General features: G+C 40.7%; 20 protein-coding genes. 13 read left to right on the top strand and 7 right to left on the bottom strand.

Annotated features, from left to right (window positions below; genetic code table 11):
- Window positions 1–123: 123 nt before the first annotated feature.
- The gene (locus ABWV72_RS04065; RefSeq protein ID WP_216047563.1) at window positions 124–567 is read right to left on the bottom strand and encodes a GatB/YqeY domain-containing protein; all 444 of its coding nucleotides are present in this window, start codon (window positions 565–567) and stop codon (window positions 124–126) included.
- Between the two features lie 105 nt (window positions 568–672).
- Window positions 673–888 (bottom strand): 30S ribosomal protein S21, encoded by a 216-nt coding sequence (rpsU, locus tag ABWV72_RS04060; protein WP_008845199.1) that lies wholly within the window; start codon window positions 886–888, stop codon window positions 673–675.
- Between the two features lie 234 nt (window positions 889–1,122).
- On the opposite strand from rpsU, the gene tsaD reads away from it, so the two are divergent.
- Window positions 1,123–2,136 carry a tRNA (adenosine(37)-N6)-threonylcarbamoyltransferase complex transferase subunit TsaD gene (gene tsaD / locus ABWV72_RS04055; RefSeq protein WP_353368945.1) on the top strand — a complete coding sequence of 338 codons (1,014 nt, stop codon included), beginning with the start codon at window positions 1,123–1,125 and terminating at the stop codon, window positions 2,134–2,136.
- Window positions 2,137–2,371: 235 nt separating this feature from the next.
- On the top strand, window positions 2,372–3,202 hold the full coding sequence (locus ABWV72_RS04050) for a hypothetical protein (protein ID WP_353368863.1): 831 nt from the start codon (window positions 2,372–2,374) through the stop codon (window positions 3,200–3,202).
- A gap of 31 nt (window positions 3,203–3,233) precedes the next feature.
- Here ABWV72_RS04050 and plsY read toward each other — a convergent pair whose 3' ends face one another.
- A complete protein-coding gene (plsY, locus tag ABWV72_RS04045) occupies window positions 3,234–3,860 on the bottom strand; it encodes a glycerol-3-phosphate 1-O-acyltransferase PlsY (RefSeq protein ID WP_353368861.1) in 627 nt (208 codons plus the stop codon).
- 124 nt (window positions 3,861–3,984) lie between these two features.
- Here plsY and folB point away from each other — a divergent pair, with 124 nt between their 5' ends.
- The 4 genes from folB to ABWV72_RS04025 are packed head-to-tail and all read left to right on the top strand — an operon-like array spanning window position 3,985 to window position 6,072.
- Window positions 3,985–4,338 (top strand): dihydroneopterin aldolase, encoded by a 354-nt coding sequence (gene folB, locus ABWV72_RS04040; protein ID WP_353368859.1) that lies wholly within the window; start codon window positions 3,985–3,987, stop codon window positions 4,336–4,338.
- Between the two features lie 3 nt (window positions 4,339–4,341).
- Complete coding sequence (folK, locus tag ABWV72_RS04035; protein WP_353368857.1) at window positions 4,342–4,845, top strand: 2-amino-4-hydroxy-6-hydroxymethyldihydropteridine diphosphokinase; 504 nt, start codon at window positions 4,342–4,344, stop codon at window positions 4,843–4,845.
- A complete protein-coding gene (locus ABWV72_RS04030) occupies window positions 4,842–5,642 on the top strand; it encodes an undecaprenyl-diphosphate phosphatase (RefSeq protein ID WP_353368855.1) in 801 nt (266 codons plus the stop codon). The genes folK and ABWV72_RS04030 overlap by 4 nt, the downstream gene beginning before the upstream one ends.
- A 58-nt stretch (window positions 5,643–5,700) precedes the next feature.
- Window positions 5,701–6,072 carry a histidine triad nucleotide-binding protein gene (locus ABWV72_RS04025; RefSeq protein ID WP_353368853.1) on the top strand — a complete coding sequence of 124 codons (372 nt, stop codon included), beginning with the start codon at window positions 5,701–5,703 and terminating at the stop codon, window positions 6,070–6,072.
- Here the strand turns inward: ABWV72_RS04025 and ABWV72_RS04020 are convergent.
- Complete coding sequence (locus ABWV72_RS04020) at window positions 6,069–7,955, bottom strand: putative bifunctional diguanylate cyclase/phosphodiesterase (protein WP_353368851.1); 1,887 nt, start codon at window positions 7,953–7,955, stop codon at window positions 6,069–6,071. The genes ABWV72_RS04025 and ABWV72_RS04020 overlap by 4 nt on opposite strands.
- Before the next feature lie 229 nt (window positions 7,956–8,184).
- Window positions 8,185–9,870: a dipeptidyl-peptidase 3 family protein gene (locus ABWV72_RS04015; RefSeq protein WP_303500911.1), complete on the bottom strand. Its 1,686-nt coding sequence runs from the start codon at window positions 9,868–9,870 to the stop codon at window positions 8,185–8,187.
- A 272-nt stretch (window positions 9,871–10,142) separates the two neighbouring features.
- Between ABWV72_RS04015 and ABWV72_RS04010 the strand changes: the two genes are divergently transcribed.
- Window positions 10,143–10,976: an HDOD domain-containing protein gene (locus ABWV72_RS04010; protein ID WP_216047556.1), complete on the top strand. Its 834-nt coding sequence runs from the start codon at window positions 10,143–10,145 to the stop codon at window positions 10,974–10,976.
- A gap of 94 nt (window positions 10,977–11,070) precedes the next feature.
- Here the strand turns inward: ABWV72_RS04010 and rdgC are convergent, their stop codons facing one another.
- Together rdgC and ABWV72_RS04000 are read right to left on the bottom strand one after the other, a co-directional pair.
- Window positions 11,071–11,970, bottom strand: coding sequence for a recombination-associated protein RdgC (gene rdgC / locus ABWV72_RS04005; protein ID WP_216047555.1), 900 nt, complete (start codon window positions 11,968–11,970; stop codon window positions 11,071–11,073).
- A gap of 203 nt (window positions 11,971–12,173) precedes the next feature.
- On the bottom strand, window positions 12,174–13,901 hold the full coding sequence (locus ABWV72_RS04000) for a sensor histidine kinase (RefSeq protein WP_353368848.1): 1,728 nt from the start codon (window positions 13,899–13,901) through the stop codon (window positions 12,174–12,176).
- A 298-nt stretch (window positions 13,902–14,199) separates the two neighbouring features.
- On the opposite strand from ABWV72_RS04000, the gene phoB reads away from it, so the two are divergent.
- The 6 genes from phoB (at window position 14,200) to ABWV72_RS03970 (ending at window position 23,982) form a co-directional block, all read left to right on the top strand.
- Window positions 14,200–14,889, top strand: coding sequence for a phosphate regulon transcriptional regulator PhoB (gene phoB, locus ABWV72_RS03995; protein ID WP_216047553.1), 690 nt, complete (start codon window positions 14,200–14,202; stop codon window positions 14,887–14,889).
- Window positions 14,890–14,943: 54 nt separating this feature from the next.
- The gene (gene phoR, locus ABWV72_RS03990; RefSeq protein ID WP_353368846.1) at window positions 14,944–16,275 is read left to right on the top strand and encodes a phosphate regulon sensor histidine kinase PhoR; all 1,332 of its coding nucleotides are present in this window, start codon (window positions 14,944–14,946) and stop codon (window positions 16,273–16,275) included.
- A 14-nt stretch (window positions 16,276–16,289) separates the two neighbouring features.
- Complete coding sequence (locus ABWV72_RS03985; RefSeq protein WP_353368844.1) at window positions 16,290–17,234, top strand: PstS family phosphate ABC transporter substrate-binding protein; 945 nt, start codon at window positions 16,290–16,292, stop codon at window positions 17,232–17,234.
- Between the two features lie 36 nt (window positions 17,235–17,270).
- Window positions 17,271–18,107, top strand: a complete 837-nt coding sequence (locus tag ABWV72_RS03980) for a prolyl hydroxylase family protein (RefSeq protein ID WP_216047551.1) — start codon at window positions 17,271–17,273, stop codon at window positions 18,105–18,107.
- A 271-nt stretch (window positions 18,108–18,378) separates the two neighbouring features.
- Complete coding sequence (locus ABWV72_RS03975) at window positions 18,379–21,177, top strand: beta-helix domain-containing protein (protein WP_353368842.1); 2,799 nt, start codon at window positions 18,379–18,381, stop codon at window positions 21,175–21,177.
- 153 nt (window positions 21,178–21,330) lie between these two features.
- A complete protein-coding gene (locus tag ABWV72_RS03970; RefSeq protein WP_216047549.1) occupies window positions 21,331–23,982 on the top strand; it encodes a TonB-dependent receptor domain-containing protein in 2,652 nt (883 codons plus the stop codon).
- Window positions 23,983–24,096 lie beyond the last annotated feature (114 nt).

The following is a 24,096-nucleotide window of genomic DNA, read 5'->3' as shown; positions in this document are numbered from 1 at the left end:
TAGGATTCAAACTTGTAAAAAAGGGGTTAAACAATCATTACTTTATCAGTAAGGAGCAGAAACAAACAAGCCGCAATTTTGCAATTGCGGCTTGGGAATAGTTTTGCGAGTGGCTTAAGGTAATCAGGCAAGCTTAGCTTTAATTTGACCACTTAATTTGCCCATATCAGCACGGCCTTGGACTTTTGGTTTTAACCAGCCCATCACCTTACCCATATCCTGCATCCCCGCAGCCTGAGTGTCTTGCATCGCTTGTTGAATCAAATCATCTAATTCCTGTTCCGTTAACGGTTGAGGTAAAAATGATTGAATAACTTCGATTTCTGCTTTTTCGGTATCCGCCAAATCTTGGCGACCCGCATCTTCAAATTGGTTAGCAGCATCTTTACGCTGTTTTACCATCTTGGTTAGCAGTACAATAACATCAGTATCAGTTAACTCAATTCTCTCGTCTACTTCACGCTGCTTAACCGCTGCAAGTGCCATACGTATTGTGCCAAGACGAAGTTTGTCTTTAGCGCGCATTGCATCTTTCATTGCTTGATTTAGTTGTTCAAGAAGGGTCATCTGAAAACTCTAAAACGTAAAACTATTTAGACAGCTTGGCGCTTGAAACTAGGTATTTAAAAAATTTTAAATACCCTTTATATTTCAAGCAACAGAAGCGAGATACTAGTATAACTTGATGCGACGTGCGTTTTCGCGAGCTAACTTTTTCAAGTGACGCTTTTTAGCAGCTGCTTTCTTACGCTTACGTTCCCAAGTCGGCTTTTCAAAAAATTCGCGACGACGAACTTCTGAAAGAACACCTGCTTTTTCACATGAACGCTTGAAACGACGCAGTGCTACGTCAAATGGTTCGTTCTCTCTTACTTTAACGATTGGCATTAAAATCTCACCTCAAAATATTAAATCTGGTTACCAGCCCAAAAAATAGCCGGTGCGGTCAAAAATGGTGCGGAATTTTAATCATTCGCCGGGCGCTTGTAAAGGGAAGATTGAAGATTATTTCACTTTTGCCGCAAGTTTTTTGCTTTTTGCGGTTTAAATTGGCAGAACCCTAGCGTCTTTGAGGGCGCAAAGGTAAACTTCGAGCAATTTTGATACAGAGTATAATTGAATATGCGAATTTTAGGAATTGAAACTTCCTGTGACGAAACTGGCGTGGCCATATTGGATGATCAGTTAGGGCTGCTTTCCCATGAATTATATAGCCAGGTAAAGCTGCACGCTGATTATGGTGGTGTTGTGCCAGAGTTGGCATCTCGGGACCACATAAGGAAAATCGTTCCATTAATTAAAAAGGCGTTGTTGGATGCAAATACGACAGCGCAGCAGATTGATGGTATTGCGTATACTCAAGGCCCAGGATTAATTGGTGCTTTGCTAGTTGGGGCATCTGTTGGCAGAAGTTTAGCCTTTGCTTGGGACGTACCGGCTGTTGGAGTCCATCATATGGAAGGCCATTTGTTGGCACCTATGCTTGATGATCCCAAACCGGAGTTTCCGTTTGTTGCTTTGTTGGTGTCTGGCGGGCACACAATGATGGTCAAAGTTGAGGGTATTGGGCAATACCAAGTCTTGGGAGAATCAGTAGACGATGCTGCAGGTGAAGCATTTGATAAAACCGCAAAAATGATGGGGCTCGATTACCCCGGAGGTCCTTTGTTGGCTAAGTTGGCTGAAAGCGGTACACCGGGACGGTTCCAATTCCCACGCCCCATGACCTCGAAACCAGGGTTGGATTTTAGCTTTAGTGGTTTAAAAACTGCCGCTGCCAACACTATTCGCTCTGAAACCTTAGATGAACGAACCAAAGCCGATATTGCTTATGCATTCCAAGAAGCAGTAGTGGATACGTTGGCTATTAAATGTAGGCGAGCCCTCAAACAAACAAAATTAAAGCGCTTAGTGATTGCCGGCGGAGTCAGTGCCAACACTATGCTCAGAGAGCAACTCGAAGGGATGATGAAAAAGATCAACGGGAAGGTGTATTACCCGCGCTTAGAATTTTGTACTGACAATGGCGCTATGATTGCTTACGCCGGTTTACAACGTCTTAAGGCCGGTCAAGTAGAATCGCTCAATAGTAAAGCCAAACCTCGCTGGTCTTTAGATACGTTGCCTGCCATTTAATTACAAATTTTTAATTGTAATTTGTTTAATATAATTTCCCATGTCCTACAAACAACACTCTTTATTAAGTTGTTGTTTTTGGGATTGGTGTCAACTTTGTTTACAAGTTGTAAACATTTAACTTGCAACTATTTGATTTTCCTACTGTGGCATACTTTGTGCTGTTTAAAAAGTGAGCAGGTGCGTTCTTGCACAGTTGCTCACAATAATTCTTATTTCACAAAAGGAAAAATTCATGAATAAGAGTATTTTAAGAAACAGCATAATTTGTTTAATCACCCTTTTACCTATGTCTAGTGTTCAGGCCTATCTTGTGGGAGGGCCCAATTCATCATTCCAAACAACAAATGGTAGCTATACCTGGGATGGTGGGGTGAATGTGAGTGATTTCAGAACTGCATTGGAGAATCCTTTATATTTTGGTGCTGGAGGGGTCGTTAGTGAGTCAATCACCACCATGGATATAATCCCGGATGCAGCAGGTCTAGCCGGAGTTGATGGTTTTATAGCGCCTTGGTGGGCGGTATCAGAATCGAGCGCTTACCATGCTGATGTAATAGATTTTTTCCTAAATGGTGGAGATTTATGGTTAATGCAGGACAGTTCTGGACGTGATGGTATAGGTGCAGATCTAGGTATCCCGACTATTGGTCAGACGGCAATTTCTCCAGTAAATGGTATAGCGCCTCTATTTGATGGGCCATTTGGTGTGGCTAACAATATTACGCAAGGCGGGGGAGAAGAAGGTTTTTTATCAACCGCTGACGTGCTTAATGCAAATGGCAGTATTATCGGTACAAATACTGAAAATCAAGTAATTGCCGCTGCATGGGGGGCTGGACAATTTGCTGCAGGTGCAGGATCGCTTATTGTTGTTGCTGATATTGATATGTTTACCACTCAGGCACAATTTGACCCGCTAAATGATAACGGTATTTTTGCATTAAATGCATTTGCGTTTCTGGCAACATCAGAAGACCCTATTGGTGTGCCTAATGTACCCACTGTAATGTTGATTATATTGGGAATTGGCTTGTTAAGACGCGGGCGAAAAATAAATAGATAAATGTCTTAAAAAGTACACTAGTTATATAAGACTAGTGTTTTTTTGGGGGCTTAGTTAAACCACTCGCTTTGCCCTTTTCCCATATCTTGCTTTCTTGGCCACGAAATAAACGTATTAGGTTATCTTTGTGACGCAAGATAATTAGTACTGCAAGCATGCTAACGGGCAAGGTATATTCAGGTTTCACGAAGTAGGTAATAATTGGCGATAACGCCACTGCAGATATGGCGGCTAACGAAGAGTATCCAGTAGCAAATACTACTAAACCCCAACACGCTATTAGAGCGCCGGCTAATTCTACACCAATGGGTAACATAGCGCCAAATGCAGTAGCCACTGCTTTTCCGCCCTTGAAGCTGAAAAATAATGGGAAAATGTGCCCTAAGCATGCCGCTATAGCCACAAATCCAAGTATGAGAGGCGAAAATCCAAGATAATAGCTAAACCAAACCGGAATTGTTCCTTTTAAAACATCAAACAACAGCACCAAAATTGCAGGTAATCTGCCGCCTAAACGTAAAATATTGGTCGCGCCAGGGTTGCCTGAGCCGTGCAACCTAGGATTAGGTAAATAAAACAAGCTACTTACCAGCATTGCACTGGATATAGATCCGGCTAAATAGGCTGAAGTGATCATCAATATTGTTAGTGCTGTCATATACTTGGTCTTCCTAACAAGTTAAACTCTCGAACCAGTAAACCGGATAAAGTGATTTTGCGTTAACTTCTCATGTGCGCTGTCACTTTACTGCATTTAGATATTATAACTGCGCGGATCTGTCATGGACAAAATTATTATACAAGGCTTGGAAGTCAAGTCACTAATCGGTGTTTACGATTGGGAAAGAGAGGCAAAACAAGCGTTGTTGATTGATATCGAACTAAGTTTAGATCTTAGTGCCGCTGCAAAGTCGGATGATGTTAAAAACACTATTGATTATGCCGCTTTAGCATTAGCTGTTGAAGAAATCGCCAATAACAGTGAATTCCAGTTGCTAGAAGCGCTAGCTGAGCATGTGATTCATCATACTTTGAGTTATCGCGGTGTTAAAAGTACCAGAGTGTCGGTGACTAAACCTAATATATTGCCAAATGCTAAAGCAGTGACAGTGCAACTTTTTCGGGTACACGCATAAGTAATGTTACATCAAATTTATATTAGCATTGGCAGCAATGTTGAGCGGGATAAGTATACACGTGCCGGATTAAATGGTTTATTTGCTGAGTTTGGTGAACTAACCCTATCTAATGTGTATGAGAGCGAAGCTGTTGGTTTTAGTGGGTCACACTTTTATAATATGGTGGTTGGTGCTAAAACGTGCAAATCAGTACAGCAAGTATGCGAAATTCTTAAATCCATAGAAAATGATAATGGTCGAGTGCGTGGTGAAAAGAAATTCGCGCCTAGAACACTGGATCTGGATTTGCTGCTGTATGACGATGTGGTAACCGAAGATGGTGTCGTATTGCCGCGCCACGAAATTGATTACAATGCCTTTGTACTAATACCGTTATGTGAAATAGCTGGAGATGTCATTCATCCAGTACACCAAATAAGTATTGCCGCAATGTTGGCTAACTATGACCAAAGCCAACAAAAATTATGGACGATTGAATTTAACTGGAGCCCCGCGACACTATGACTTTGTTCGAAATAATAATATTAGCCATCATTCAGGGCATTACCGAATTCCTACCCATCTCAAGTTCTGCACATTTAATTCTTCCATCTGAATTACTCGGTTGGCAAAATCAAGGCTTGGCCTTCGACGTGGCAGTCCATGTGGGGAGCTTACTTGCCGTTATGATTTATTTCCGAGCGGACATTGCTCGGATGTTGGTAGCTTGGGTGCAATCGGGTTTTAGTAAGCAGCAGACCGATGATAGTAAATTAGCGTGGTGGGTCATTTTGGCGACAATTCCTGCTGTGGCTATTGGTTTCTTGGCTAAAGATTTTATTGAAGAATATGCCCGCTCAGCATTGGTTATTGCCTGTACAACCATCGTCTTTGGTTTAGTACTTTGGTATGCCGACGTTACTGGAAAACTAACTAAAAATATTTATCAGCTAACATGGAAAAATGCACTTTTTATCGGTTTAGCGCAAGCGATTGCGTTAATTCCTGGTACATCCCGTTCAGGTATTACAATGACTGCTGGGTTAATGTTGGGAATGAATCGAGAAAGTGCTGCACGTTTTTCATTTTTACTATCGATACCGGTTATTTTAGGGGCTGGATTGTTAGCAACTTTAGACCTATTACAAGCAGATACTTCGGTTGACTGGGAAGCATTATTTTACGGTATTGGTCTGTCTTTCATTAGCGCTTATGCTTGTATCTTTTTGTTCCTGTCTTGGATATCAAAAATTGGTATGTTGCCGTTTGTTATATATCGATTAGTGCTTGGCGTAATTTTGCTAGGCTTTGTTTTTTGGTAAACCTGATTGTTCGGTTTATCCGTTTATTGTTAAAACGTAATTAATGAGGAGCTAGATTGTGTCTGAAACTATTTTTACAAAAATAATTAACCGTGAAATACCTGCAGAGATAATTTTCGAAAATGATAAGGTACTTGCCTTCAAAGATATTAATCCACAAGCTCCCGTGCATTTTCTTGTTATTCCTAAGAAGGCAATAGCAACTATCAATGATATTCAAGCTGAAGATGCAGAGATTGTTGGTCAACTCTACTTAGCTGCTGCTCACATAGCTAAAGAGCAAGGTTTTGCTGAAAGTGGTTATCGCGTTGTGATGAATTGTAATACCGATGGTGGGCAGACAGTTTACCATATTCACTTACACGTTTTAGCTGGAAAACCTATGGGGTGGCCGCCTTATCAAGATACCTTAAAGCAGCAATTACCTTAATCGATTAACGGTAAAGCTAGTCCTTTTAAGTATTTCTTGAGCATTGATGTTTCCAAGGGTTTAGCGAAATAAAACCCTTGGAGATGATTTACACCTGCTTTTCTGAGGATCTCAGCTTGCTGCAAACTCTCAACCCCCTCAGCTACTACATCGTAACCAAAGGCTTTCGCAATTTGCAGTACTGCATTCACAATTGGCATACCATTGGTGTCTAAACTGGCAACAAAAGCTTGGTCAATTTTAACCTTATCAGCGGATAGTTCTTGGATGACAGAAAGTGAAGAATATTCGGTCCCGAAGTCATCAATCGATACTTTGATTCCGCGGTTTTGAAGGCCGGCTATTTTGTCTAGTAAGGTTTCTTTGTCTGCAGCAAATACAGACTCAGTAATTTCAATGTGCAGATACTTGGCGGGTAAGCCAGTTTCAGATAACGCGTTATCTACAATCTCAATAAAATCATTGTCTTGTAATTGAATCACGCTGACATTTACAGCCACCGACAAGGCTTTTTGAGTTTGCCACGATTTAGCAGCTTTGCAGGCTTCACATAACACCCAAGCGCCAATTTTTCTGATTTGACCATATTGTTCAGCAATGGATATAAACTCATATGGCGGAATGCTTTCGTTTACCAGTTGCCACCGTAGCAGCGCCTCAAACGCAACAGGTTGGAATGTTTCGCTGTCGACAATGGGTTGAAATACCAGTCTGAGTTGTTGGTTCTCAATAGCTTCACTCAATGCATCTTTGAGGCGTTGTTCGCGGGCCAGCTGTTTACCAAGGTGCGCAGAAAATACGCCCGCAGTAGAGGGAAATGCTTTTTTCTGGTAATACATTGCAGTATCGGCTAACTGAATAAGTACTTGTTCATTAGTCGCATGTTCTGGATACATGGCAATACCGATAGTGGCACTAATTGATAAGCGATTTTTAAAGAAAATATAAGGTGCCGAAATATGTTTTATCAGGTTATCCGCGATAACGATAGCTTCACTTTGATTGGTATTTTCTAATGCAATTAAAAACTCATCCCCTCCCCAACGGCATATAAGTTGATGGTTTTTATAGTGTTCTTTTAGACGGTCAGCTGTCTGTTTAAGTACCTTGTCGCCAGTTTCATGGCCAATAGTATCGTTGATTTTTTTGAAGCCATCCAAATCAATAAACAATAATGCCATGGGTTTTTCAGCTTTGATGCTACTTTTCAAATCTGCACGCAAGTGATTCAAAAAAGCACTGCGGTTAAACAGTCCAGTTAGTGGGTCAATGTTCGACAGCTCGTAAATCTGATGTGTCCGAGCTGTGACTTCGGCTTCCATATGTTCAACTAAGGTTGCATTGTCATTTTTCAATCTTATTGCGAGGGTCGTGAAATCCGCAGACTTATTCGCTGTAAGCAGCATTATAAAACCAAACGACAAGCCTAATATCCCCAAAATATATTCGTGAAATTGCGGTTCAAGTAGCAATGCAATGGAAAAAGGAATTAACAAAATAGCACTGTATAACATCGCTGTAGCTTTGCTACCGGCTAGCACAGTACTGGCTCCTCCAGCCATTGCTGAGACAATAATTATATTAAAGGCAAGCTCAATAGTATCTATATAGGGGAATAGTATGAGGCAGTAAACACACCACATGGTTGCAGTCGCTATAGTACCAACCGAAAATCGAAGAATTGATCGTTTGCCATCCATTTCTGTGGTTTTGTTTTTTTTAAGCCAAAAGAATGTGTCAGCTAATCGAATTAGCAACAATCCAACCATCGAAACCCACCAATAGATTTTAAAGGTTTGGATTTCTGCATTGGTAAAACCGAAGACGAGAAGAGAAGATGCAACAAGACTAATAACAATGCCCGCATAACCATTACTGTACAATATCTCAGCAGCATCCTGATGATGTTTTGATTTAAGTGCTAAGTGAGATTTAATCGTTTTGCCTCACAATTTGCAATAACGTTAAAGATTGTTGTGATTTATAATATTAGTTAATTAAATGCGATTCGCTAATTAACCTTAAGCGCGTAATTTAACTGCAAGCAACTCATTTAATCACGCTTTGTAGATATTGTGAACACCTGCAAAGCGTTGTTAACTCAATTTTAGACTAAAGTTTAAGAACTTCTTTACCTTGTTTGAAAATGACGTCCACTGGAATATTCGCATCAGTCAATTTTTGCAAATCTTGGGCAAGGACTTCTTTAATGATTCCTTTTTCTGCTACCAATTGGCCAACACCTTGATAATCTCCATCACCTTGCAAGGTTAAGATAACTTCCGACAGCGCAGCTATAGCATCGCCCATCTTTTCCATATTGACTTGATAGAGACCATTTTCGTCTCGGCTAAAGGCACCTTTTTCTTGGAAAAAATTAAATCGAATCATGTTCGCTTTTCCATGAGCACTTGATGCACCAAATCGCACAGAACGGAAAATACCAGCCATAAAGGTGACGTAATAATCTTCAAGTTGGCCCTCGGTTATTGCACCTTTCTTAAGAAGTTGCTCAACCATATATAGACCTAGAATATCGGCTTTGCCTTCTTCTAAAGCTGAAGCATGCTCTTTCAACGCTCCGCGAACGGTTCCTTCACCATCAAGGGTGTTTTTAATACCGAGTCCGTGGGCAACTTCGTGGAACATAGTGTTGGCAAAGAACGCATTAAAGGTAATGTGCTTACGTTGTTCTGGTGTAATCAATAGTTCAGATATTGGCATTAGTATGTGATCAAACTTTGCGCGCATGGCATTTTTGAGCTGTAGCCTGCGTGTACCATTTTTAAGTTGTACTTCTTCATCATTAGGCAAATTAATTGCTATGGTTTTACTGCCAGCATTTGAATGTCCGGCATAGTAGATCACGTCATAAGCATTGAGATCTGCATTGCTGCCAGGCATTTCGGCTTTGTATTCATCTGCAACCGGAAGGCCTTTTTGAAGCTCAGGTAGATACGCCGCATATTTAGCTAAACGTTCGCTCCAACTGAGATCTTTTAATAAAACATAGGCTTCAAAGGCAGCTCGGTAGCCAAATAGTTGATCTTCATAGGTTTCGATTGGTCCAATAACTAGTTCTATTGGATTATCTTTCATTTGCATCCATGCAAAATCAGATGGCTGATAATTGTCGGTGACCAAAGCGTCGGCACGAATTTTTAAATAATTTGCAAAGGTTTGATTGTCAGCTAATTCTGATGCTTGAATTAATAGATCAGCGGCCGCTTCTAATTCATCAGCAAAATAATCTGCATAAGGTATTTCTATTAATTTACCGTTTTGATCCCGGGAAACCATAGAATACAGATTGTCTTTTTGTTTTATATCACTTGCTAAATACTCTTCTTTACTCATATCTTCAGGGTAAAATTGAGCTCCTAAAGGTTTCTCCTCGGTTTGAGTTAGAAATGGTTTATCACCGTTTAATCTATCCCAAGGCCCATAGTTGATGTCAGCAAATGCCCGCACTTTAGGGTCAGTCAACGAATCCAAAAACTCTTGCTTAGGTTGACCAAATGCCTGCATCCAAAACAGCTCGTCCATAATTTTGGACGCATCGATTAACAACGACAACATTTGCTTCTGATTATCACTGTAAGCTGATAAATCTGCTGATAGAGCCACTGGGTAATAAATATCTAAGCGTTCCTCAGCTCCGGCAAGCAATTCAACTTTTTCAGTTTTAGCAGGCGTTTGTTGCTGAGATTTGGTGATTTCTTGCTGATTTGATGAATCTGAACAGGCGGCCATAAAAACCGCGGAAATAGTTAATACGAGAAGTTTTTTTCTAATCATTGCTCATCCTAATTTGTATTTTTTATTGAATGCATAAATAATTGAATTGCAAATTTAAATTGGTATGCGTAGCTTATAAGCTCTGTACATAATCAATTGCAGTATAAATTAGCTTTCGCTGCTTATTAAAAGCAATATAGGTTATAAGCCTTATAGTATCTTTAATTTTACCAATACAATAGAGATGAAGATACTCAACAGACTAATTATTGATACGACTGCCGTCATTTTAAATGTCGAGTAGGTTTCCGCTCAATTATATAGGAAGAAATATGTCCACAGAGAACGCGTTGCTAACCATTCTTGTTGAAAAAATTAAAAATGATACGATTGTTCTGCCAACACTTCCCGCCATCGCCTTGAAAGTTAGGCGCGCTGCAGATGACCCGAAAATTAATCTTAATTCCATGGGGGATATTATTGCTCAGGATCCCTCGTTAAGTGCTCGAATTATCAAAATTTCCAATAGCGCTTATTTAGGCAGAACAATTAAAGTGACGTCGGTTTCTCAAGCCGTAACGCGCATTGGACTTAGTCAAATCAAAAACATTTCAACTGCTTTAGCAATGGAACAACTATTTGTTTCTAAAAATGAATTGGTGAAAAGCTACATTGCGCAGATGTGGGACCAAACTATCGAAAGTCTGTCTTATGCAGTGGCTGCTTTACAGTTTTATTCAAAAAGTAAAAAACGTCATTTAAGCTTAGACACACTGACATTGGCATCGTTAATTCACAATATTGGTGTATTGCCGATTTTGACCGAAGCAGAACGTCATGAAGAAGTGTTTGCGAACCCTAAATTTTTAGATGCTGCGATTATCAAATTGTCCGGACACATCGGTGGTAAAATCATGCGTCAATGGGATTTTGATGAGCAGTTTGTCAAGATTGCAGAAAAGTGGCGAGATATGAGCTACCAAGAAGAAGAGGCCAGTTTCATTGATTTTGTTAGACTTGGAGCTGCGTTAAGTGGTGTGTTCGATAGCCAAAAAGATGCGGTTTTAAAAATATGTTTAGACAAGAAAATTATTGAAGATGTGAGCTTGTTGGAAAGTCCAGAGTTTATCGAGGCCCGTACCAGCGCAAAAGCCGTTTTTGCTTGATAATTAAATAACTTAAACGTTATAAATTTAATGCTGTATTAAGGAGTCCTTAATACAGCATTATTTAAATCAATGACTAAAGATTCAGAACAGACTACTCTTGATCCAAAGCGAAGGTTTTAACTAACCATTGTGAAAAACGCACTATTTCACCAGACATCAATGTAAAGTCGGCATCTAACCGCGCTAATTTGTCTTCTTTGGCAATATCATCGTTTTGTTCTTTTACCACATCGGTAAATTTAAGACGCTTAACTGATAAATCTTCTTCAAGCATAGCTGTTAGGCACTCATCCCACTCAATAGCCAGTTTGTGGACAAATTTACCGGCTTTGATATGGTGCAGAATTTCATCATCCATCAATTCTTGATTTTTGACCCGTACGATGCTGTCTTCTTCCCCTTGCCCGCGGAATTCTGCTTCTTCGAGCAATACCACGTCACTAGGTGCAGAAGAGTCTTGTATCCAGCTTGTTAGCTCGCCTTGAATACTTTTACGGGACAAAGGCACTACCGGCAAAGTCGTCATAGCTTTGCGGATCATTGCTAAAAAGACTTCTGCTTTGCCATCGGCTGAGGCGTCTACTACAACCAAGTTGTCTTTGGTTGAGATGAAGCCATGGGTAAAACTGTTTTTGGTAAACGCTTGTGGCAATAGCCGACGAATTATTTCTTCTTTTAAATCTTGTTTGGCTTTTTTACCTACAGCAGAGCCTGTTTCAGTTTCTATTTGTGCAACTTTTTCGGCAAGTTCAGCATTCACTACAACGGCAGGTAAGATCCGTTCTTGCTTTTTAAGGGTGATCCAAATTCGCCCTTGGGCGCTGTGAAGTAAGCTACTGCCAGACTCGAAAGGAGAGGAGAAGCCCATGGTGGATAATTCTTGGCTATTACACGGACGAAACTTAAACTCCGCCAATTTTTGTTCTATATCATCTTCTTGCCAGTCTAATGTTTGCGTAATGGCAAAGAGTTTTAGATTTTTAAACCACATATTCTCTACTTAATCAGGATTTTTTAATTGGTATTCAAGCCCAGCACTAAGTGTGCCTCTGACCATTAGTTGAATACAATGAAGGGCGCGAAGACTATCATGTTTATAGCTAACGCGTCTCGTATAATAATGGAATATCTCAATGGGTTTTAATCACTTTTTAGCCCATTATTCAGTTTAATTGCAGGCGTTTATAGACAACATTATGCGTGCAATGGGAATATAATCTCATATTTCAAGCCTTCCCCTTCAACGCTGCTAGCTCTAATTTTGCCATCTAACGCTTGAGTGACTAAGTTATACATAATGTGAGTGCCTAAACCACTGCCACCTTTACCGCGTTTGGTGGTAAAGAACGCATCAAAATGCCGATCTAAATTTTCTTCAGACAAGCCTTTGCCATCGTCCGCATATTCCACTACTACTTCATCGTCTTGTTGAGAAACATTAATGGTTATTTTGCCATTCTCTTTTTCATCCAAACCATGAATTAATGAATTCATTATCATATTGGTAAAAATTTGCGCGATGGCGCCAGGAGCACATTTAACCACTAAGTTTTCAGGGCAGTTAACACTGATTGAATGGGAAGTTTTTTTGAAGTTTGGTGCTAATGACTGAATCACTTCATGGATATAGAGTTTAAGATCAACGTCACGAACCGCTTCACTAGTTTGGTCTACAGCCACTTGCTTAAAACTAGAGATGAGTTCTGAGGCGCGATTTAGGTTGCCCAATAGCAGTTCAGTGGTTTGATTAGCCTCCGATAAAAAGTTGCTCATTGTCTTGCCGGTTAAGGTTTTGTCTTCGTAAGCATTTTGCAAATTGTTAATGCGTTCTTGCAAAAAGCTTGCAGCTGTAACACCAACACCTATTGGTGTATTAACATCATGTGCAATCCCCGCGACTAATCCGCCAAGTGAAGCCATACGTTCAGATTCTATCAACTGATCTTTGGCTATTTTAACGGTCTCCATTGATTCGGCTAATTCAGTATTTCGCTTTCGCAATTCGTCTTCAATGTATTGACGATTTTCGTTTTCTTGTCGTAATTCTCGTTGGTTGACAATTAGTTCGTCTTTTTGCTGTTCCAAATCCAACATAATTTTACTTAAAGATGCCGTTTTTTTAGCAACTTCTTGTTCAAGCATTATGTTTTGGTCGTCTAATCTGCGGTTCGCATCCGTGAGTTCGTTTCGAGTGGCTCTGAGTTTTTGTTTGTAGTCGATTAAATCGTCTATTAACTCGTTATAGGAGACTTGTAACACCTTTAACTCATTATCGTCTTCTATGTGCAAATGCAGCTTAGAAGACTCTGGCCGGTTTACATCAAACTCGCTTATTTGTTGGGTTAACTCTTCAAGGGGATCGGTAAGCATTTGCCGAAAGGCATTCAAAAATAGGAAGACTAAAAATGCGGTTTTAATGATGGCGTTTCCAATTAAGAAAAATACCCCAACTTCAATACGCCCAAAAATAATATTCGCACTTGAATACAATGTGACATCACCTACATGCGAGGTTCGTCCAGAAAATTCAAAGATAAGTGGAAACGAATAACCAAAGGTTCCACCAGGATGGTCTCGCATGATACCTGAAGTAATCATTTCTTCGGGTAACGAAGAGGTGCGTCCTTTGTTGGCAATATATTCACCGTTTTCATCGCGAATTTGCACCCCTTCAATAATAGGTAATGCCATTAATCCGTTTGAAATGTCGACAGCTTGTTCATTGTTAAGCTCCCAAATTGCGCGGGTTAAGCTAACGCTAAAGGTGTTTTTGAGTGTTTGTAACTCGCTTTGAATATGATTTTTGGCATTTAAATATTCAGTGAGGATTTGTCCAACAGTGACGATTAACGTCAGTATGAAGTAAACGGACAACACACGGGTCAACAACTTTTTAGACAAACTAGTTTTGACTTTAGCCATTCACGAACCTTAAGAAACCTAATAATTAGAACGTTTTAAGAAAATAAAGAATATGCGGAAAACGTTCAATTAACAAGAAGCACGGAGTAATTGTTTACCTTTCTAAGCAGTTTTTAAATTAAAAATTGGTTTTACACTTGTGCACCGAATGTTTGCAGTTAAATTAGACCGATAATTAAGATAAAACCCGCTTCTTTTGCTTAACATGACTGAAATTTGACATTTATATGATAAGTTTAATAAAAGTGTCACAACCTAAACTAATAATGGCGCCTTTATTATGAGCAGGAAAAAACTAATGGCCAGAAGAATTTTGCTGGTAGAGGACGAAGCGCCGATCAGAGAGATGCTTGAGTTTGTTCTAGAACAATCCGGTTTTGAAACCCAACAAGCAGAAGATTATCAAGTTGCATTGGATTTAGTAAAAGAACCTTATCCAGATTTAATCTTACTCGATTGGATGTTGCCTGGAGGCAGCGGTGTACAGCTCGCTAAAAAATTAAAACAACACGAGTTTACCCGGGATATCCCTATCATTATGTTAACCGCCCGTGGTGAAGAAGAAGATAAAGTACGTGGTCTTGACTCCGGAGCGGATGATTACATCACTAAACCTTTTTCACCGAAAGAATTGGTCGCCCGAATTAAAGCCGTGATGCGCAGAGTGACACCAACGTCGGCTGAGGAACCAATTGCTATAAACGGTCTTGTTTTAGATCCCGTTTCTCATCGTGTTACTGCCGAAGAGGAGCCTCTAGACATGGGACCAACGGAATTCAAGCTACTACACTTTTTCATGACTCATGTTGAAAGAGTATATAGTCGAGAACAGTTGTTAGATAACGTTTGGGGAACTAATGTTTATGTGGAAGACCGAACGGTTGATGTTCACATACGTAGGTTGCGTAAAGCGATTTCTAAGTATTCTCATGATGACATGATTCAAACCGTGCGCGGTGCTGGATATCGGTTCTCAGCAAAAGTGTGATCAGCTTAACGATAAACGGTTGGATTTGACGTTCAACAAAGGATCCATTGATACATGTATTATCCATTTTCATGGTTAAAAAATTTACTCAGGATTGGTGGGTTTTACGTAATCGTGATTTTAATTGGGCTATATTTTGATGCATTGGCAATTGCCATTGCATTTGGCTCAACCTGGTTATTAGGCTTTTACTCTTGGCATATGTACCGATTTAATCGATGGATATGGCATAGTAAAAAAATGACCCCGCCAAAAGTGCCAGGCTTTTGGGAACATGTATACGAGGGAGTTTATTACATTCAACGTCGAAATAGGCGTAAACGTAAAGAACTCACCCGTATGGTCAAACGATTTCGTGAAGGATCTGAAGCCTTGCCTGATGCCACTGTGGTGGTAGATTCAAATGCGTGTATTGTTTGGTGTAATCGGCTGGCACGGATCGAATTAGGGCTACGTTGGCCGCAAGATTCTGGTCGGCGGGTAGACAATTTAATCCGCCATCCAAAATTCATAGAATACTTCCATAGCGGTAAATACGATTATCCTGTGGAGGTACCTTCACCGTCTAATGTTCAAAAAATATTTGAATATAGAATCATGCCTTATGGTGAAGATCACCTATTGCTGATTGCTCGAGATGTGACTCGATTAACCCAGCTCGAACAAATGCGCAAAGATTTTGTTGCTAATGTGTCCCATGAGTTACGTACTCCTTTAACCGTTTTGAACGGTTATTTAGAAATGCTACCCAATACTGAGAATGTGCCCCCTGCGTTTTTAAAAAAAGCCTTAGGTGAAATGCGTTCACAATCTGAAAGAATGCAGAATTTGGTCGAAGAGTTATTAGTTTTATCGAGAATCGAGGCGAGTTCAGAACGGGTCTTTGAAAAACCAGTTAATGTGCCGCAAATGCTGTCTGCGATTCAGGTTGAGGCAAATACCTTAAACAAAGATAAAGGCCATCAAATCGATTTCGATATTGATGCAAGTTTAAAAGTTTATGGCATCGAAACTGAACTTCGCAGTGCATTTTCCAATCTGATTTTTAATGCAATTAATTATACTCCATCACCAGGTAAAATAGTGGTTACTTGGAATAGACAGGATGGTCACGCGCATTTTTCTGTAAAAGATAACGGTGAAGGAATTCCGGAAAAACATCTAAATCGGCTGACCGAACGTTTTTATCGAGTGGATAAAGCACGTTCTCGAAAAACGGGGGGATCTGGATTGGGTTTGTCTATTGTGAAACACGTTCTAACCCATCATAATTCGAAATTAGAAATAACCAGTGAAATAGGTGTCGGAAGTGAATTTTCTTTTTCTTTTTCCAGTGAACTGTCGGTGCAAAACCCGTCTACAGGTAAGTTGGAAAAAACAAATTGATTAAGCGGCTGAAAATGCTCGTTTGGGTGTGGAGTAGCGTCGCTATTTGTGCGTTATTATTGCCAGCGCAAGCGGCGGAAACCTATCAAAAAAAACCCGGAGTGGCAGGTTCTATTACCTCTGTCGGCTCAGATACCATGGCGAATTTAATGACAATCTGGGCGGTTGAGTTTAAGCAACTTTATCCTCAAGTGAAGTTTCAAATTCAAGCATCAGGTTCATCGACGGCACCACCAGCAATTACTGAGGGAACGTCAAATATTGGGCCAATGAGCCGCGAGATGCAATCCAGCGAATTACGCTATTTTAGTGGGCAACATGGGTATCAACCGCTTGCAATTAAAGTGGCTATTGACGCAATCGCGTTGTTTGTGGATGTGAATAATCCTATTTCAAATTTGACTATTCCGCAGATCGATAGCATTTTTGCGGCTACACGGTTTTGTGGCTCCCGCAAAGAAACGCGCTATTGGAGTGAATTGGGAGTAACGGGAAGTTATGCCAACAGAAAAATACAGGTTTTTGGGCGGAATTCGGTTTCCGGTACTTATGGTTTGTTCAAACAGTTAGCTTTATGTGACGGTGATTTTAAAGCCACTGTGAACGAATTGCCTGGATCTGCATCGGTTATTCAATCGGTTGCTTATTCGAATGGCGCTATTGGTTACGCAGGCTACGGCCAAAAGACCGCTGCGGTAAAAGCACTCGCTATTGCTGATTACACTGGTAAGTTTATTCCTGCGACTACACAAACTATTAGCAGTGGTGAATACCCTTTATCGCGGTTTTTATATCTCGTAGTTAACAAGCCACCGAATGAAAGGTTACCATTGTTGGAAGAAGAATTTTTGCGATTTGTGTTATCCAATAAAGGTCAACAGGCAGTGCAGCAAGATGGGTATGTAAGTATGCCCACCAACGTCACAAAACAGCAACTTGAAGTATTATCTTCAAACTAAGTTTCAGGTTTAGTTCATTTTATAAAGGCCACTCAAATGTCATCATTACCTCAAAATTGGAAATCTTGGGTTTTACAAAATCTATTGCAAGGAACCGACAGTATTGAAATTCTGAAGATTCTTCTGCAAAACGGATTTACGTTTGAGTCAGCTAAAAAGGTTCTTGGCAATAATTTACCTGCCGGAACGAGCTGTAATAAAGATGAAGCATTTTATAAAAAAGTATCTCAGCCAAAACTACTAGAGAATCTCGACCATTATGATGCGAAGATAATTGATGATCCTCGAGTGCAGATGCTACAAATTAACAACTTTTTGTCTGCCCAAGAGTGTAATGCCTTAATTGCGCTGACTAAATCTAAATTGCGGCCATCGGAAATTCCTGAAAGGGAAGGGGATTTGTATCAAAACTTTAGAACCTCTTCTACATGTGATTTACCTTTTACCAAAGATCCTTTGGCAAAAGAGATAGATCAAAAAATTATTGATGCTTTAGGCTTGGGGCTTGGTGAAAAAGAAGTGATTCAGGCTCAACATTATGCTGTAGCTCAGGAATTCAAAGCCCATTGCGATTATTTTGCGCCCGGCACCGATGACTTTAAAAATTACAGCAAGGACGGTGGGCAGCGTACTTGGACGTTTATGATTTATCTTAATGATGAATGTGAAGGAGGGGAGACTGAGTTTATTAAACTTGGCCGCAAATTCAAACCTACACAAGGAATGGCTTTAGTCTGGAATAATTTGCGTCCCGATGGTTCAGTTAACGAAGATACAATTCATCACGCTCATCCAATTATTAGTGGCGAAAAAGTGGTCATCACTAAATGGTTTAGAGAAGATGTTTTTGTCCCTAAAACTAAAAAAAGCTAACTTCTTAAGTTAATAACGTCATAACGCGGCGTTTTCCTGACGCCGTAACTCTTCTATATCTACCACCTAGTTAGAAGTTAACTGCGGGATTTCCTTTATTATTCTGACATTTACTTCAGCACCCTCAATTATGAAACTTTTGTGACAGTTCTGTAATGTAACAAAACTGTCATTGAGCTTGGGTAACCTTCTCGCGATTTTACAACTTTCGTTATCAAGTCATTAATAGAAAAAACTTGAAACTATTTAACACTCGCATTTGGAGAGCTCGATGGAAATCAAAAACATCTTTAAAGTAAGCGCTATAGCAACTGCTTTGGTACTTGCTGGTTGTGGTGGTGACATTAATATTAGCGAAGGCGATATTGATAACAGTTCTACCGTTAACAATCCACCTACTACTACACCTACACCAACGCCTACTCCTACTGAAGATGCTCCAGGTGAGCTAGATTCTGCTCTAAGTACAGCTGTTTCCACGGCGCTAGGTGAAACCATCGAAGTGCGTACCTTATCTGGCCGTTTAACTGATGCTGATGAAGATAGCAGCGGAAAAATCACCTTAACCAACGACATCGTATGGGCACTAGACGGTGCTGTTTTTGTTGGTTCTGATAACGCTGATAGCACGGTATTAGAAATTGAAGAAGGTACTATTATTTTCGGAAGCACTGGTAGTGATTACTTGGTAATTAGCCGTGGTTCACAAATTGAAGCCATGGGTACTTCATCTGACCCTATCATCATGACTTCTTATAATGATGTTATCGGTGATGAAATTGGCGCTGGTCAATGGGGTGGTTTAGTACTTCTTGGTAACGCTCCTTCAAACAAATGTCCAACCGATGCTGATTGTGCCTTGCAAGTTGAAGGGGTAGAAGAAGGTGCTGTTTTTGGTGGTGACGCTGAAGACGACAACTCAGGTATTTTGAATTACTTGGTAGTTAAGTATGCTGGATTCGAAATTTCTCCAGATAACGAATTAAATGGTATTACTTTCGGTGGTGTTGGTTCTGCTACTGAAGTGGATTATATCCAAGTCCACGCTAACGCCGATGATGGTGTTGAATTCTTCGGTGGTAACGTGAATGCCAAGCACCTTGTTTTGACTTCTAACCAAGACGACAGTGTTGATTGGGATAACGGTTATCAAGGTAAGTTGCAGTACGTTTATATTGAACAAGATAGCGCTAACGGCGACGCAAACCGCGGTATTGAAGCTGATAATGACGGTTCGCTTCCTGACAATGAGCCACAGTCAAACCCTACTATCGCTAACCTTACCATTATCGGTAACGATTTTGACGGTGAAGATGACTCAGAAGGTGTGTATCTTCGCGAAGGTACTGGTGCGCAAATTTATAATATGGTTATCACTGGTACAGATGGTATGGGTGAATGTTTGGAAGTTGAAGGCACATTAGAAAGCCAAACCAACTTGTCTGACGGAACCATTACTATTGAAAATTCTGTTTTGGCTTGTACTAACGGCGAAAACTTCAAAGATGGTGCCTTACCAGATGGCGCAACTCACACAATTGTTGATCTTGAAGCTTGGTTCTTAGACGAATCTCGCGGTAACCGTGTATCTGAATCAGTGATGCTAAATGCTGATGGCACACCAATGACTGGCTCTTTGCTTCTTGAAGGTGCTGCAGATGTTTCAGAAATAGACGGTTTCTTTGATGCAACTACGTTCGTTGGAGCGGTAAGTTCTGATGATGATTGGCGTCAAGGTTGGGCATTTGGATTTGGCGGTGGAACCGTTAAAGTTACCCAAACAGCCTCAGGTTGTCCTGCTGGAACTACGACTATCGCAGCTGTTGATGGTGTAACCAACACATGTGAATTATCAGGCCGCATTACTTCTGATTTAACTCTTACCGAAGGTAACTTGTATGCCTTATCCGGTGCAGTTTTTGTCGGTGATGACAACGAAGATAGCGCAACTCTAACTATCGATGCTGGTGTAACTGTTTACGGTGCTTCAGGTAACGATTATCTAGTGGTCAGCCGTGGTTCTAAAATTGATGCGCAAGGTACGGCTTCTGAGCCCGTTACCCTTACATCATCTGCCGCTGTTCTTGGTGGACTTGAAGCTGGTGAAGCGGGTCAATGGGGTGGTTTGGTTATTCTAGGTAACGCGCCATCGAATAAATGTCCAAGTGACGCGGATTGTGCTCTTCAAGTTGAAGGTGTTCAGGAAGGCGCAGTATTTGGTGGAACAGATTCTACTGATAACTCTGGTACGCTTCGTTATGTTCGCGTAATGCACGGTGGTTTTGAAGTTGCACCTGATAACGAATTAAATGGTGTTACGTTCGGCGGTGTTGGTTCAGGTACCACTGTTGAGTATTTACAAGTTCACAAAAACGCGGATGACGGTGTTGAGTTCTTTGGTGGAAGCGTTGACGTTAAATACTTAGTGCTAACAGACATCCAAGACGACAGTGTTGATTGGGATAACGGCTTTGTTGGTCGTATGCAATATGTCTTAGTGCGTCAAGCACAAGATAACTCTGATGCGAATCGCGCTATCGAAGCTGACAACGACGGTTCAGTGCCAGATAGTGAGCCTCAATCTAACCCAACTATCGCTAATATGACGATTATCGGTAACGATTTTGACGGCGAAGATGATGCTGAAGGTATCTACTTACGTGAAGGTACAGGTGCACAATTATCTAACGTCATCATTACTGGTTCTGCTGGTATGGGTGAATGTTTCGAAGTAGAAGGTGTATTGGAAAGTCAAACCAACTTAGGTGATGGAACTACCACTTTCACTAACTCTGTTATTGCTTGTGAAAATGACGAGAACTTCAAAGATGGTTCACTACCGGATGGTGCTACTCACACAATCGTAGACCTAGAAGACTGGTTCTTAAACAACCAGGCTGGTAACAGCGTAGCTGCTAATCAAGCTGCGGTTCTAGACGGAATATTCACTATCTCTGAAGTAACGCCTAAAGATTTCTCTGGTGATACATTCTTTGATAATGCTGACTTCATCGGTGCTGTTGATGAAGACGCTGATTGGACGTCAGGCTGGACTGTTGGTCTAGAATAGGGTTCTTTATTAACTCGTTTTTAGATTTGATATGCGCTTTTTTGGAAACGAAAAAGCGCATTTACGATTAAGATAAATGACACAATGTATAAGGCAGTAACATCGTTTTTAAAATGCATTTAGCTGCCAGTTTGTACGACAATGAGGTTAATAATGAATACGCCTTTTAACAGGTTTCCTCTCAAGCCAATTTCTTTAGCCATTTTAGTTGCTGTAACACTGCCAAGTGCGCCGTTATTTGCTCAGGATGCTTCCGAAGAAGACGTGATTGAGGAAGTTGTTGCTACCGGTACGCGCTTGAAAGGAACAGCTTCCGCTGTACTTCAGGAACGTAAAAACCAAGCTTTCGTAGCAGATATTCTCGGCGCTGAGCAAATATCCCGTACTGGTGATAGTGATGCTGCAGCAGCACTTCGTCGTGTAACCGGCCTTACGCTAGTGGATGGAAAATTCATCTATGTACGAGGCTTGGGTGAACGTTACTCAAGTACCCAGTTGAATGGGGCATCAGTTCCCAGTCCTGATCCGACTCGTTCAGTAATTCCTTTGGATTTATTCCCTGCAGATATTATTGAAAGTTTATCGGTACAGAAGTCCTTTTCACCTTCAATGCCTGCTGCCTTTGGTGGGGGGAATGTTGATATTCGCTTAAAATCCATTCCTACTGATTTTGTGTTTAACATCACAGGCAAATTAGGAACTAACACCGATAACTTTGATGATGCATATCAATACAACGGTGGTGGTGATGATTGGATGGGCGAGGATGACGGTACCCGTGCTGCACCGGATTCTTTTGTGGCGCTATGGGATAGCAAACAATTTTTAGACAATATTAGTACCACTGAAGCCCGTGATCTGTTGAAAGAACTATATACTGACTATGATCCGGTTTTACAAAGTGTTGACCCTGATTATGGATTCAATTTGTCTTTGGGCAATAGCTTTGATTTAGATGACGATTGGCGTGTGGGTTTCTTGGTTACGGCAGGCTACGACAACTCATGGAATGTGAGTGAACAGTTTATTGGTGAGCAAGCCCAGCGAAGTGGGGATATTATTTCCTTTCCTCGTTACTTTGATGAAGTGGATGTAACCGAACATAATGTGCGCTTCTCAGGTATGGCAAACTTTGGAATTGACTATAACCGGAATCATCGTATTGATTTTTCTTCAGTCGCGTTAAATGACACTAATGATGCAATTAGTGAAAAAGTAGGTAATACCAACAACATCCAATTGAGTGATGGACAACGAGTTCGAGATTTCGAAGTTGTATACGAAGAGCGTCAGATGTGGTCTAACCAAATTCGTGGTAAACATACTTTTACTAATTTGGATTTTTTAGGCTTTGATTGGCAATATACTAAAAGTCGTTCAAGTCGATACGCACCAGGCACGATCAATACTCGATTCATCTTAACCGATGATAATGAAGACGGTGTGTATGATAAGCAAACTGAAAGTTCACTAACAAACGCAACTACAGCTGCACGTTATCAGTTCCAAAGACTTGATGATCGGGTTGAAAACTTGAGCTGGAATCTTAACTACCCATATACCGTAGACCGTTTTGATATGGAATTTAAAGTGGGTGGCGATTTTGTCAGTAAAGCAAGAACAGCCGAAAACCGCAGATTCGATATCAACACCCGTGGGTTTTCTGATAGCTCTGTACTAGCTGGTGGCGTATTCAACGAGATTCTTAGCGATGAGAACTTAGATGCTGCTGAACTTTCTTCTATTCCGCTGTTGTCAGATACCACCATTGCTGGTGATGATTATGTGGCAGCGCAAAAGGTTGATGCTTACTATTTCGAAGCTGACATTTTCTTCGACAATACGTGGCGTATCAGTGGTGGAGTAAGATGGGAAGACTATCGTCAAGCAGTGGTTCCATTTGATCCCAAAAGCAATCAAATTGATTTGTCTGATGAAGACGACCGTTCTCAATTGGCATTCCAAGAAAGTGATTTCTACCCTGCATTGGCTGTCACTTATATTATGAGCGAGAAAGTTCAATTCAGAGCAAGTTACGGTGAAACCGTCGTTCGTCCTGACACGCGCGAACTGGCGTCATCAACCTATATCGATCCGCTTACTGATTTCCCAATCGGTGGTACTCCTGGATTACGTACAACGCAAATTAAAAACTACGATTTCCGTTGGGAGTGGTACTTAGATCAGGGTGACAACTTGTCTGTGGCGCTATTTTATAAAGACATGGATAGCCCGATTGAATCGGTTCAGTCACCTGCTCAGGATGGTCCGCCATTAGTGCGTATCGCCAATGCAGAGTCTGGTGAGCTGTATGGTGTCGAATTTGAATTCTTGAAAGGACTAGGGTTTATTGGAGATGGCGTTTGGGATAATTTATTTGTATCTGGAAACCTCACGTTAAGTGATTCTGAGATCCAATTAGACGGTCAAAATGTGGTTGAGCAAACTGGTGTCTCTACTTCAGTAACTAACTTAACTCGTCGTTTAACCGGTCACTCTGAATACGTTGTAAATACCCAAATCGGTTTTGACTCTGATAACGGTGAGCATTCAGCGTCTTTGGTTTACAACGTGTTTGGTGAGCGTATTCTAATTCCTGGTATAGATGGATTTGACGACAGCTACGAGCAGCCGTTTCACTCCTTGGATTTAGTTTATACTTACTATCCAAACTTCAACACAACAGTGAAGTTTAAAGTTCAAAACATGCTAAACCAACAAAAAGACATTGAATTCGAGAATACCTTGTTACGTTCAGAAACTAAGGGCTCTAGCGTTAATTTATCGCTTAAATACGAATTTTAAGTTGTTCTTTAAAGCTAACAAAGCCGCTTCTTTAGCGGCTTTTTTATTGGCTATTATTTGTCGTTTGGATTTAGTTTGGTGGGTGTTTTCCATGGCCTGGAGGCCATGCTACCG

It is taken from the genome of Aliiglaciecola sp. NS0011-25 (assembly GCF_040370605.1).
GTDB lineage: Bacteria > Pseudomonadota > Gammaproteobacteria > Enterobacterales > Alteromonadaceae > Aliiglaciecola > Aliiglaciecola lipolytica_A.
Note: the sequence above shows the minus strand (reverse complement) of the source record. Positions and strands in the feature narration are given on the sequence as shown.

Bases quoted from the DNA above. Each gene is read 5' to 3' on its own strand.
- folK (WP_353368857.1), top strand. From the start codon at position 4,342: ATGTTACATCAAATTTATATTAGCATTGGCAGCAATGTTGAGCGGGAT.
- ABWV72_RS03970 (WP_216047549.1), top strand. From the start codon at position 21,331: ATGAATACGCCTTTTAACAGGTTTCCTCTCAAGCCAATTTCTTTAGCC.
- ABWV72_RS03980 (WP_216047551.1), top strand. From the start codon at position 17,271: ATGTCATCATTACCTCAAAATTGGAAATCTTGGGTTTTACAAAATCTA.
- rdgC (WP_216047555.1), bottom strand. From the start codon at position 11,970: ATGTGGTTTAAAAATCTAAAACTCTTTGCCATTACGCAAACATTAGAC.
- ABWV72_RS04000 (WP_353368848.1), bottom strand. From the start codon at position 13,901: ATGGCTAAAGTCAAAACTAGTTTGTCTAAAAAGTTGTTGACCCGTGTG.
- phoR (WP_353368846.1), top strand. From the start codon at position 14,944: ATGTATTATCCATTTTCATGGTTAAAAAATTTACTCAGGATTGGTGGG.
- ABWV72_RS04015 (WP_303500911.1), bottom strand. From the start codon at position 9,870: ATGATTAGAAAAAAACTTCTCGTATTAACTATTTCCGCGGTTTTTATG.
- phoB (WP_216047553.1), top strand. From the start codon at position 14,200: ATGGCCAGAAGAATTTTGCTGGTAGAGGACGAAGCGCCGATCAGAGAG.
- ABWV72_RS04050 (WP_353368863.1), top strand. From the start codon at position 2,372: ATGAATAAGAGTATTTTAAGAAACAGCATAATTTGTTTAATCACCCTT.
- ABWV72_RS03975 (WP_353368842.1), top strand. From the start codon at position 18,379: ATGGAAATCAAAAACATCTTTAAAGTAAGCGCTATAGCAACTGCTTTG.
- ABWV72_RS04065 (WP_216047563.1), bottom strand. From the start codon at position 567: ATGACCCTTCTTGAACAACTAAATCAAGCAATGAAAGATGCAATGCGC.
- ABWV72_RS03985 (WP_353368844.1), top strand. From the start codon at position 16,290: ATGCTCGTTTGGGTGTGGAGTAGCGTCGCTATTTGTGCGTTATTATTG.
- tsaD (WP_353368945.1), top strand. From the start codon at position 1,123: ATGCGAATTTTAGGAATTGAAACTTCCTGTGACGAAACTGGCGTGGCC.
- rpsU (WP_008845199.1), bottom strand. From the start codon at position 888: ATGCCAATCGTTAAAGTAAGAGAGAACGAACCATTTGACGTAGCACTG.
- ABWV72_RS04030 (WP_353368855.1), top strand. From the start codon at position 4,842: ATGACTTTGTTCGAAATAATAATATTAGCCATCATTCAGGGCATTACC.
- folB (WP_353368859.1), top strand. From the start codon at position 3,985: ATGGACAAAATTATTATACAAGGCTTGGAAGTCAAGTCACTAATCGGT.
- plsY (WP_353368861.1), bottom strand. From the start codon at position 3,860: ATGACAGCACTAACAATATTGATGATCACTTCAGCCTATTTAGCCGGA.
- ABWV72_RS04010 (WP_216047556.1), top strand. From the start codon at position 10,143: ATGTCCACAGAGAACGCGTTGCTAACCATTCTTGTTGAAAAAATTAAA.